The sequence below is a fragment of the Thermogutta sp. genome, from assembly GCF_014359955.1.
Classification (GTDB): domain Bacteria; phylum Planctomycetota; class Planctomycetia; order Pirellulales; family Thermoguttaceae; genus Thermogutta.
The window spans coordinates 1-11,514 of record NZ_JACIYL010000048.1 but is presented as its reverse complement, the minus strand read 5'-3'; the positions used below and the strand labels follow the sequence as shown (position 1 = coordinate 11,514).

The window sequence follows — 11,514 nt, the reverse complement described above, 5'->3', positions numbered from 1 at the left end:
ATTCGAACCACCAGCGGAAGGTGTAGTGGCAGCGTTCCTCGGTGTAGGGGACTTCGGGGGCCTGGCCCAGCCAGAGATTCCAGTTGAGGGCGTTGGGCACCGGGCGAACGGGAAAGGGACCGCCCGTCGGATTGGGACCGGCCACACAGGTGACGCGGTGCAGTTTGCCCAGTCGCCCCGCCCGCACCATCTCGACGGCCAGTCGATAACGGGCATCACTCCGCTGCCAGGATCCCACCTGAACCACGCGCTGGGTTTCCTGCACGACTTTGCGGATCACTTTGCCTTCGTCCACGGTGAGCGTGAGGGGTTTTTCGACATAAACATCTTTGCCCGCGCGGCACGCGTCAATGACCATTTTGGCATGCCAGTGGTCGGGAGTTCCGATAAGGATGACGTCGATGTCCTTTCGGTCGAGGAGGTGACGGTAATCCTCATAAATGTCGGGGGTGCTGCCGAAGCTGGCGCGGGCCTGTTCGCGGACGTTTCGGTCCACGTCGGCAATCGCCACGATATCGCCATGGGTCTGGGCCTTGAGGGCAATGACCGTGCCCTGGTAGCGCATCCCGATGGCCCCGATGCCCGGCCGATCGTTCTTGAGTGGTGGTCCTTCGGCCGTGACCCGTTGCTGCCAGAAGAAGGGAATGCCCAGGGAAGTTCCCAGACTGGAGAGAACAGTGAGCAGTTGGCGGCGACTCAGTTTCATGGCGGAGCACCTCCGCTATCACGTTACGGACAGATCATTGCACGATGGGAGGACATGAAGCAACCGGTTTGGATGCGGCCTGGCGCAACGGCCGAGGACTTTCCGGCCCCGCGGCGCTTAGATTGTCGTTTGAGGTGGATGGTGTGTCCAGTGCGGGACGTGAAAAGTTTTTTTGCGGATCACGATGAGCGTGGGTTCCCGGTCGGAGGGGCACGCTTGTCGTGCCCGGTGAGAAGGAATATGTCATCGATCGGTGTTCATCGGACGTGACGAGCACGTCCCTCCGAAAAGCGGACGTGACAAGCAGGTCCCTCCGAGAGCGGCTTCGGAGGGGCACGCTTGTCGTGCCCGGGGAAGCGGCATTGGTCGTCAATCGGTGTTCATCGGATCTGACAAGCGGGTCCCCCGAAAAAAGCGGACGTGACAAGCACGTCCCTCCGAAAAACGGACCTGACGAGCGGATCCCTCCGATAGTGTAGGGGCAATTCATGAATGGCCCCTACCGGCGAACAGCAGAGGGTTAAGGTACCTGTCGGGCATCACAGAAAGATGACCCATTCGAGGGACCTTCGCTGAAGGCTGCTGAAAGCGAGAAAGTGCGTGGAAATCCTATCCGCACGGCTGGGGAACGGACAGCGCAGTGAGCCCAGTCCAACGGTCACCATTTCGTTTTCTTCCTTGGCAGTTGGACACAACAATTGCCGTTCGGGGATTCTTTCCTATTATGGAGAAAGCACACAGGCCCGCCCAGAAAACGGCGATGGTCGCGATTTTGGATCTGCTCAATCCTCGAACGGAGTGCCGATCATGGTCGAACCGGACGACATTCAGCGGAAAAATCAGGAATCTAAAGCCGCGGGTTGCTCACCGTGTCGGGGCCAGCCCATCAGGTTGGAGTTGTCTGAGGCCAGGGTCCTTCTGAATCAGCTTGATGGTTGGGAACTCGACGAGTCGGCCCAGCGGATCAGAAGGCAGTGGCGGATGCCAGATTTCGTTTCTGCTCTAAAGTTTCTCAATCAGGTGGGCGAGATTGCCGAGGCGCTGGACCACCATCCCGATTTACATCTGGAGCGCTACCGTCACGTGCGGATTGAGATCTGGACACACTCCGCAGGAGGTTTAACCCAGGCAGACTTCCACCTGGCCAGCCGCATCGACGAACTCGCCCGCTCGTTGGGGATTTCGTGAAGCGACATCTCGATTCACCGGCCGGCTGGCACAGGGGCGGACGGGTTACTCCCTGGCTTCCGGCCGGACGTTTGAGCTGGAGCGAATGAACTTGAGTGAGTCGAGGCGGATTTCCGCGTTGGGGGTTGTGCACGGGTCCAGTCGCAGCCCCGCAACAAGCCCCCGCCACAGCGGATGTGCCGCCAGATTCAGGCGATAGGTGTGAAACTCCCCGTCGGCGATCACCTCGACTTTCGCGCTGGCCTCCTCGCGGAACGGCGCGTTGAGTGGGCACCAGAAAAGCTGGAGGATGTCGCGGGCCTTCGAGGAGCGAATCGCCACTCGGATTTCCAATTCGGAGAACTCGCTTGCCCGCAGCTTGGTTGTCGTTTGCAGGGCCGGATCATTGCTGGTGGATTTTGTGGTCAGGCAGCCGTCCTTTACGACCGGGGGTGTCAGCCCCATCATCACCGACCAGCCTTCGGTATCGCCAGGGGTGGCGAAGTCCCACTCGGTGCGCACCGGTGGTTCTTCTACGTTGTTGAATTCCGGCAAAGGCAAGCCCACGTCCTCCGGACCGAAATTCTGCGGCGCAGGGCTGTTGGGACAGAAAACGCGGCGGATGGCTTCCAGGTGGCCGAATCCATATCTCTTGTGCGGTTCACAGAAGGAGCCTTCACCAAACTCATTCCAGGCCTCGACGAGGAGGACCTTTGGCTGACCGGTCTCATCGACAAATTGTTTGGCCTGACGGAGATGGGCTTCAAAGGCCTCCGGCGTGCAATCGGTCAGGACGAGGGCACGTTCTCCATGCCACGGCCGGGAATCCCAACCCGCACTGACAGGCGTGATCACCGGCATAAGTCCGGCCTCGGCAAGCGGTCGCCACCAGAGCGTGTTGTAGTTTCGGGCGACTTCGGCAAATGGTACCCAATTGCGATCGTCGATCCCGCACCGCGGCCAGTTGTACCCGGTGACGGCATCAAACCCCATCTCCTTCATTTCTTTGAGCACAACGGGAGTTCCGCAGCCCGCGACAAGGATTCTGCCCACGCCGGCCTCCTCCGTCATGCGATGCCAGAGCTCGATGGCCTGCCGAGTTCCCTCGATGCCCAAGTCTCGTTTGAGGGAATAAACGGAGAAGATCACAAGCAACGGCCGACCGTCAATTTTAAAATACTCGGGACGCCGGAAGTAATTCTCTATCCAGTATTGACACACGCGTCGGTGATCTTCCGCACTGTGTTCTCCGGGGCCGAAGTGATTCGCCCAAAGAAGGCAAAACTTGAGAAGGTTGCGATATCGGGCATGGAAATAGCCATCGTGGAGGGCATGATTGAGCCGCTGCTCTCCCTGTCGCCAGTACCAGTCGTAACAGAAGAAGGTGATCCCGTGTTCGACAGCCCATTTGATTTGCCAGTCGATCACCTCGGGGAGGCCTTCGCGGTAAAAGCCCAGCACCGGCCGGCGTTCAGGAAATGTCAGCAGGGGAAGCCACGAGGCCGGACGCCCCCAACCGGGGAAATAGTAAACGCCCACCTCATACGGCCCGCGTACCGGTTGCGGGGGCGGAACATATTCCGCTTTGGGAAGGTGCAGTTGCGGCAGAAACGTCTCCACGCATTCTGACTGCAGGGTGGTCGGGTGAGTGATGAGAAGTTTCAGCGGGCATGGGCCCTCGCGACGGCTCGTCACCCGCCAGATAAGCGATCGCATATCCCCATAGTCGATTGGTCCGGTCACCTGTTCCGCGGAGGCAGGTTCTGCAAGCGCTACGCCATCAGGCAGGACAAGTTTGGCGCGAACGGCAGCGACCGTCTCACCGCCGCGGTTGGTGATCTGGGCGACGAGTTCGCATGTCTGTCCCACCCGGGGCAGTGCTGATTTGATGAAAAAGTTTTTTATTTCCAGATCGGCAGGTCCCGCCGGCTCCTCGCTCAGCTTAAACCATCTGATGCAAAGATGAACGGGCTTGTCGGCCGTCGGCTCTAGCCCCAGGTAAACGATGGGGAGTTGCCAGCCTTCGGCACCGCCGAGCGGGATGTTATAAACCCGCGGAGCCTTTCCCGGAGATAAAACGAATTCCTGGGACTGCAGACCGTTGACTTTGCCCGAGGCCCAGATCAGCCGAGCACTCCCCGGCTCATCCACCGCCATCTGGAATGCAGCGAAGGCCATTACCTCGGTGACCTCGATGGGCGGTGCGACCAGACGGGAACCGGGTGGCAGCACGGCGTGAAGTCCATTCTCATCCACCCACAATTTGCCGTCACCTTCCAGACTCCATCCTGCCGGGTTGCCGCGGAAGGTCCAGTCGGGGGCAACAGGTTGTGCCCGTGAACCGAGTTCAATGATGCGAATAAAGTCGATGCGATACTCCGCGGGTTCCTCGCCGCCTTGTAGGCCGGGAAGATCAAAGCGCAGACGCAGAAGATGGCCCTCGGCCTGCCAAAAAGGACGAACGCGGTAGGTGTGCCACCCCGCACTCACATGAAACGGGGTGTGTTTTTCGGGGGAAAAGCCGCCATACTGCGTCTTGGTCGTGTTGGTCCAGAAGAATTCGGCGGTTCCATCGCGTGGGGCCCACAGCCGAATTTCGATCACCTGGGTGGGCGTTGTTGGCAATGGCGGATCGAAAAGCTCATGAACGAGGATCGGGTCCCAGTCCCCCACCGTGGTCCGCAAGACGCCCTCTGCCACCTGCGTGTCGCGAAGATGCCCTCCCGGGCTCCAGCCCTGGAGATTGCCGGGCTCGTCGAAATTCCATTCCCGCAATACCTCCTCGCCATTGGCGGGAGACACGCGCGGCTCAGCGAGGACGAAGACGCTGAGACTGCCCAGTGAAAGGATCGTCAACAGCCACCGCACACAGCGAAGCGCTGTCATGGTGTAACTCCAGGGAAAGAAGCCCGGGCTATCTGGTCGGTGTTTTTGACAAAGAACATTCGCTTTCGCGGTCCCATTTTAACAACATGGTTGCAGCGAGGCAAAAAATCGTGAGGAGGGGCGCCTTCCACGGCGCTTGACGAGCCCCGGAGGGGCACGCTTGTCGTGCCCGGGGAAAGGCGATGGATGATCGATCGTTGAATGACGGACGTGACAAGCAGGTCCCTCCGGGAGGCGCTTCGGAGGGGCACGCTTGTCGTGCCCGGGGAAAGGCGATGGATGATCCAATATCAATCGGCGGACGTGACAAGCACGTCCCTCCGAAAAACGGACCCGACGAGCGGATACCTCCGATAGTGTAGGGGCAATTCATGAATTGCCCCTACCAGCGGACATTGATCGGATGCGCGGGAAAAGAGCGCAATCGCCGAGATGGTGAAGGCTAAAGCCTTCACCCAAAAGCGGCGATGAATCGCCGCACTCCATATGGAGTGCGGGGCTTTAGCCCCGCTTTCGGCGCGGGACTTCAGTCCCCGCCAAATGCGATGGATGATCCAACGTTGATCGGCGGACCCGACGAGCGGGTCCCTCCGAGGGAATCGTTCGGAGGGGCACGCTTGTCGTGCCCGGGGAAGCGGCGTGGGGCATCAATCAATGTTCATTGGACCCGACGAGCGGGTCCCTCCGAAAAACGGACGTGACAGGCACGTCCCTCCGAGAGGCGGACATGACGCAAGAAGCTTCGCTTCGCGGGTTTAACCGTTCCGCGCAGGGGCTGGCACCCGCCTGGGTGCCTTGTTTTGTTCCTGCGCGGGATCCCCGGCGGCGTTTTTTCTCGCCCAGGTGTTCAGAAGGGACGAAACCCGCGACTCGAGCTCGTCGATCATTCGCAGGACTTCGTCGTGGCGTTCGTCCAGCGCTTCGAGAAGCCGTAATTGTTCCTCCACCGTCAGAGAGCCGCCAAGCTGCGCTATCATCCCCTGCGAGCGCGACAGGGCAGTATTGGAACGGGTCATGGGCGTCCCTTTCATCCCTGAGCCGTCTGGTGCGGTGTCTCGTCAGCAGGGATAAAAATCGTCACGCACACCGCCGATGATCGAAAGAGAAGCAGGAATTGCGGTCATGCGGCTTACGCAAAATGCGCAAACTGCAAGGAATGAACGCTTCCAAAATCGGCTGAAAATGCCGCGACGGCAAATTCCACCATATTGGGGGGTCGCTCGGCTGCAATTCTCCGGGCAGGGATGCTGGACAAGACGGTCTCGGGCGGCTACCATCAAAGCTGGATGTGGCCGGGGCGCACCTCTCCATATGTGGTTCCCGCTCGACAAATTGCCCCCAGGGGCCTTCTGTCCGGGATAAATAATTGATATGCGGGACAATCGGTGGTCGGTTGGCCCGTTCTGGTGTTTTGATGTGGTTCGGGATGGTTTCAGACGCTTTGGTTATTCGGTTTTTGATAGAAAGGAGGTTACCGGGTGGTCAAACTGATCCTGCGTGAAGGCGAGTCGATTCAAGAAGCTGTTCGTCGGTTTCGGAAGCTGGTAGAACGAGCGGGAATCAAACGGGAGATGCGGCGCCGGGAATATTACGAAAAGCCCAGCGAAATCCGGCGCCGGGCACGGTTGCGGGCGGAGCGACGTGCCCGCCGTGCGCGGATGCTCATGATGGGCCGGTGAGTCACCTCGCCTGCCTCGCGAATAGCTGAGAATCGATACGATTTCACGCGGATCGGCGGCATAACTGGTAACTTCGGCCGTCGGCGGGGGCTTTTTCCATCTTCCCGCCGCGTTTTGTTTATAATGGCAGTTACCCACTGGGTGTTGTGCCGTTTGGCGCCCAACCGATGCGGTTCGCCCATATTTCCGCCAGCCCGACCCTGCGTTCATGAGTCCCCGTATTCGTTCGTGGAAGTGGAGTATTCTTCTCTCCGCCGGTTGCCTGGCAGGCGCGATACTTGTCTCCTCTAAGGTGTTCGCCCGGGAATCCGGCGTTCCAGCCTCCAAACTTACACCCGCGGTTGTCGCGAATCTCGCTCCGTTTCCAGTTCACGTGATGGTGCAGGCTTCCGCCGGGGACACCGTTTTAAAGGCGACCTTTCCGCCCCGAGCGATGGCCACGCTCATGCTCGGAGAAACATGTCGGATGTCGGTAGGGTTGGAACACCTCGCAGCAAGTCGCCCTTCGCCGCAACTGGAAAAGGCCATCACTCCCGGCAGCCTGGCGATTCTGCACGTGGAGGGCCAGCCGGGAAAGCCAACATTGCAGATGACGGTGGTTACCTCTCACAGTGACCCCTCTGACCTCGCGCGGGTTGTCAACATGGCCTCTTCGCAGATCGATCAGGCAAGGGTCACCCCACCCATCTCCGGCGGATACACGTCCCTGGGAGTTATTTGGGAGCCGGAGGTTCGGCCGCGGAGGCTCCGTGTGCCTGTCAAGATTCTTGTGGACGATGAAGAACCTGCAGCCCCACGGATATGGGAAGCTCGACTTCGGGCACGCATTGCGGCGGTCAACGACATCCTCGGCCGATTCTGCCCGATCCAGTTGGAGGTCGTGGCCGCCGAGACGTGGCGCTCCGATAACAAACTGGCTTCTTTGGAGGACGGCTATCAACAATTCGTAACCACGGTGAATCCCCTGCCTGGCGCACTGGCGATCGGCTTTGCCTCCCAGTGGACCGATCGGAAACTGCCCGCAACATTGGGGACCTGTGCCGGGCCGTTCAGTCGTCATATCCTGCTCCGCGAGCACGGCCCCGCAATCACGGAGACAGAGCGGGTGGAGATGCTCCTGCACGAGTTGGGCCACGTCTTCGGTGCGGTCCATATCGCAGATTCGGACTCCCTGATGCGCCCCAGATTGGAGAACCGCCGGGCACGGGATCGGCAATTCCTGCTGGGATTCGATCCTGTCAACACGCTCGTCATGAACCTGGTGGCAGGCGAACTTCTGCAAAAGAAGACGCGCTGGGAAGATTTTTCAGAAACAAGCAGGCGGAGTCTCCTTTTCTGTTATCGCGCTCTGGTAGCAGCGCAGGAATCGGACGAGACGGCCACCCTCCTGATTGAAAGGCTGGAGCAGGTGTCACGACAGCCGGCACCCGTGGTTGCCAGTGCGGCGCCCACCCAGGCTGCGGAGGATGCTCCTTCTGGGGATCTCCAACAGTCCGCCGGCCAACCGCCGCTGAAATCCCCGGCAAAAGACCTCGCCCAGGCAGCGCCCTCGCGTCAGCCACCGGAAGAGATGGAGCCTTCCACGAGGGCAGCCCCGGGCGATGCGACGGTCCGTTCCGCAGAACAGGCCACTCCGAAGGGGCCTGAAATGGGCGGGGAGACGATGGCAGGGGGGCGGGAAACGTCGGGCACCGCTCCCACGTCGCCCAAAAGTCCGGCCCGTCTCGTCCCTCCGCCGATCCCCGCCGACGATTCGCTGGCCGCCGCCCGCTGGGTCATTCAGGCCGTTGTAGCAGAATGGGATCCGGCGGCCGTGCAGGTCAGCGGCCCTCGGCCGATGGGAGACGCCGTGATGGAGAGGCTCGTCCGCAAAACGGCCGAAGTGGCCCAGCGAATTCCCGGTCAAGGTGCCGCGCAGCGATCCGCGTTTCTGAGAGCCCTGGGAGTTCTCGTGGATGATTCGACTTTTCTGCGGGAGCAACCGGGACTCGGAGCTGTATGGGCGAAACTGGAGACGGAAGCGGAGCGGCAACACCGGTTGGCACGCATCCCCCTGCCTACGATTGAAGGGCGACACGACTGGGCCCAGCACTTCGGCGTGTCGGCGGCTTTAACGGACCTTTTGGGCGCGGGACCTGCCCGGAGCCTGGGCCTGGCCAAAGAATGGCGCGATGCCCAGGGGGATTCCGGCTTCAGCTTTACCGATCTCGCGGCAGATTACGCCGGTGTGGCTTTCGCGGAAGGAGTCCAGAGCGGGAGGATTTCCCTGGCGGAGCTGGCTCAGAACTTCATTCTGCAAGCGTATGTTCCCCCGCTATCACGCTACGCGGAAGGAATCCCGTTCCCGCGGATGATCCGCGAATACGGCGGGTTTTTCGGCGAACGCACTCGGGCAATCGTTCAGGAAATCGAGGAGGCCATCCACTCCCTGCCAGCTTACAACATAACCCCGTGAGGGCTTTTCGAGGACGGTTGTGTGAGGGCACAGGAGCGCGGTGGGCAACCGTGTGGCCGTTGGGGACCGCGTCTTCTCGCAGAAAGCTGGAATGGTTTGGGCAACGGAAAGGTCACGCCGTGGCGATCCGGCGAAGTTTGTTCCGCGCCCGACTGAGAATGGGGCCGATGCTGTTGGTGGGGATCCCCGTGATTTGACTGATTTCCTGGTAACTTTTCCCCTCCAGGTGGTAAAGCCGGACAACCGTCGCTTCCTGTCCGTCCAGCATTTGAAGGAGGCGCTCCGCTTCCTCCCGATTGGCGATTCGATCTTCTTCCGGCCAGGCCACCGGCGAGGGGACTTTAGAAGATGCGGCTGGTTCTGGGCGGTTGGCCGTCTCGTGAGTTCCCGCCATCTTGCGCTTTTGAAGGGCACGGACAACCACTCGGCGGGCCACCACACAAAGGTAACTAGCCAAGCTGCACCGACCGTGAAACCTGCGCAAAACAGCGAAATCGTCCTTGAGAAGGGCGAGGAAGACTTCTGAACAGAGATCGTCCCGAAGTTCCGGCGTCATCCGCAGCCGTCGGGACTCGGCAGTATGGTTGATAACGTGAATGACCAGCCCAAGGAACCGGTCAACAAAGTCCTCCCACGCCCGCGGCTTGCGCTCCAGACAGCGTTCCAGGAGATGGCGGTCAATTTCGGAGAGAACCACTCTTATTACACTCCCCTTCTCGGCTCACAACACCTGGCCCGCTGACGTCGCCTGCAATCCCTCCCTGGGGCAATTTCATGCCCTCTGTTGGATTTTAAGCACGGACGCGTCCTGCAACAAGAGAAATTGCGCGCAGTCTCACTCAGTCGTGGGGTCTTGCCTACTTACGGAGTACCATAAGCCGGGTGTGCCACCCCCGCAGCGATCCCGGACACCCCGCACGAGGGCACGCCGTCACCGCCTTGCCAAGTGCTGTATCCTTCCAAGATGGGCGGAGTGAGCGTTCGAGTACCCAACGCGAGCGCAGAGGCGACGATGACCCTATTGCCCTTTTGACTATCGTTCCCGAACTTCCCAGTTTCCCACGTTGATAGTTGTAACGCAAAAGCCGAGAATGTCTTTCGCCCCGCCCATCATCGGTCCAATTTGGCCGATGGCTGAGCGAGATATGCCGAACAACCGGAGTATTTCTTTGATCCCGGCTTGGGTTTCATGGACACCATGACATCGAAGACATCGAATGTTTCTGAGAACGACTGCATTGCCGTGCTCCTCAGCGGAGGACTGGATAGCAGCCTCATGCTGGCCAGGCTGGCGGAAGAGGGCAGGTGCGTCGCGCCGCTTTATGTGAGGTCCGGGCTATTCTGGGAGGAGGCCGAACTGGCTGCCGTGCGGAGGGTTCTGGCGTGGTTTGCCGACCGGGTCCGTCCCCTCGCGGTTCTCGACCTGCCCGTTCGGGATATTTACGGTGAGCACTGGAGCCTCACCGGGAAGCAGATTCCCGATGCCGACTCCCCCGACGAAGCCGTGTATCTCCCCGGGCGAAATCTCCTGCTGCTGGTCAAAGCGGGTCTGTGGTGTCGTCAGCACGGGGTGCCGTTTCTGGCGCTTGGAATTTTGGATAGCAATCCATTTGCCGATGCTTCCGAGGAATTTTTGCGCACGGTGGAAACGGCCCTCAACCTCTATGGGCCTCCGCCACTCCAGATCATTCGGCCTTTGCAGGGCGTCTCCAAATCAGAGTTGATGAGATGGGGGCAGCGGTGGCCTCTCCATGAAACCTTCTCCTGCATCGCCCCGATGAATGGCCTCCACTGCGGTGGCTGCAATAAATGTGCGGAAAGACGCCGTGCCTTTCGGGAGGCAGGAATTCCCGATTCCACTCGATACGCTTCCACTCCCGACGGAAAAGAGGTGTCGCCGGCTTGAAAATGGGGGCCAACAGCCGCCCGATCCAGGCGACAAGCGGTAGAATACTTTTTCAGTGGAAGAACATCATTATGTGATTCGCTCCCCGGTGTGCGAGGAAATGTCCATGTATCAGGTGTCGCGAGAGATCGACTTTTGCTACGGGCACCGATTGCTCAACTATTCGGGGAAGTGCCGGAACCTGCACGGCCATAATGGGTTGCTTGTCATCACGTTTGAAACTGCGTCCCTCGACGAACTGGGAATGGTGCTCGACTTTACAGACATCAAACGCGTCGTGCAGGGCTGGATCGACGAAAATCTCGATCACCGCATGATTCTTCATCGGCAGGACCCAGTGGTGCCCGTCCTGCAGGAAATGGGCGAGCCGCTTTTTTTGATGGACGAGAATCCCACCGCCGAGAATATTGCGCGGCTGATTTTTGACTATGTGTCCCAAAAAGGTCTGCCCGTTGTGGAAACACGGCTCTGGGAAACGCCGCGGTGTGCGGCGGTGTATCGGCCGTAAGTGGCCTCGCGCGTTCTTCCCTTTTTGTGGAAAGAGGCAGAGTGACAAACGGCAAAAGTTTGCCGTGTTCAATCTTTATGAAGGGCTGCCTCGTAGAATGGCGCAGGGGGTTTTCCGCGTGGTTGCGGAAAGAGGTGTGCGCGATTTGTGGCAGTTTAGGAACACTCTATGACGGAATATCGTCCCGCTCCAAAAAGTTTTCGAGAT

At 59.8% G+C, this 11,514-nt stretch carries 9 protein-coding genes; 5 read left to right on the top strand and 4 right to left on the bottom strand.

Going from position 1 to position 11,514, the window contains the following annotated elements; all coding sequences use genetic code 11:
• Positions 1 to 706 (bottom strand): Gfo/Idh/MocA family oxidoreductase (locus tag H5U08_RS02905; protein ID WP_297029904.1); only part of this gene is annotated, 706 nt, incomplete at its 3' end.
• Between the two features lie 807 nt (positions 707 to 1,513).
• Here H5U08_RS02905 and H5U08_RS02900 point away from each other — a divergent pair.
• The gene (locus tag H5U08_RS02900; protein ID WP_297029902.1) at positions 1,514 to 1,894 is read left to right on the top strand and encodes a 4a-hydroxytetrahydrobiopterin dehydratase; all 381 of its coding nucleotides are present in this window, start codon (positions 1,514 to 1,516) and stop codon (positions 1,892 to 1,894) included.
• Between the two features lie 45 nt (positions 1,895 to 1,939).
• On the opposite strand, the gene H5U08_RS02895 is transcribed toward H5U08_RS02900, so the two are convergent.
• The gene (locus H5U08_RS02895) at positions 1,940 to 4,759 is read right to left on the bottom strand and encodes a glycoside hydrolase family 99-like domain-containing protein (protein WP_297029900.1); all 2,820 of its coding nucleotides are present in this window, start codon (positions 4,757 to 4,759) and stop codon (positions 1,940 to 1,942) included.
• Between the two features lie 755 nt (positions 4,760 to 5,514).
• Complete coding sequence (locus H5U08_RS02890; RefSeq protein ID WP_297029898.1) at positions 5,515 to 5,775, bottom strand: hypothetical protein; 261 nt, start codon at positions 5,773 to 5,775, stop codon at positions 5,515 to 5,517.
• Between the two features lie 462 nt (positions 5,776 to 6,237).
• On the opposite strand from H5U08_RS02890, the gene rpsU reads away from it, so the two are divergent.
• Positions 6,238 to 6,438: a 30S ribosomal protein S21 gene (gene rpsU, locus H5U08_RS02885; RefSeq protein WP_095416595.1), complete on the top strand. Its 201-nt coding sequence runs from the start codon at positions 6,238 to 6,240 to the stop codon at positions 6,436 to 6,438.
• A 208-nt stretch (positions 6,439 to 6,646) separates the two neighbouring features.
• Positions 6,647 to 8,893: a hypothetical protein gene (locus H5U08_RS02880; protein WP_297029886.1), complete on the top strand. Its 2,247-nt coding sequence runs from the start codon at positions 6,647 to 6,649 to the stop codon at positions 8,891 to 8,893.
• Between the two features lie 112 nt (positions 8,894 to 9,005).
• Here the strand turns inward: H5U08_RS02880 and H5U08_RS02875 are convergent, their stop codons facing one another.
• On the bottom strand, positions 9,006 to 9,590 hold the full coding sequence (locus H5U08_RS02875; protein ID WP_297029884.1) for a sigma-70 family RNA polymerase sigma factor: 585 nt from the start codon (positions 9,588 to 9,590) through the stop codon (positions 9,006 to 9,008).
• A 501-nt stretch (positions 9,591 to 10,091) separates the two neighbouring features.
• Between H5U08_RS02875 and H5U08_RS02870 the strand changes: the two genes are divergently transcribed.
• Positions 10,092 to 10,799: a 7-cyano-7-deazaguanine synthase gene (locus tag H5U08_RS02870; protein ID WP_297029881.1), complete on the top strand. Its 708-nt coding sequence runs from the start codon at positions 10,092 to 10,094 to the stop codon at positions 10,797 to 10,799.
• A 55-nt stretch (positions 10,800 to 10,854) separates the two neighbouring features.
• Positions 10,855 to 11,307, top strand: a complete 453-nt coding sequence (locus tag H5U08_RS02865) for a 6-carboxytetrahydropterin synthase (protein WP_297029879.1) — start codon at positions 10,855 to 10,857, stop codon at positions 11,305 to 11,307.
• The last annotated feature ends 207 nt before the right edge of the window (positions 11,308 to 11,514 follow it).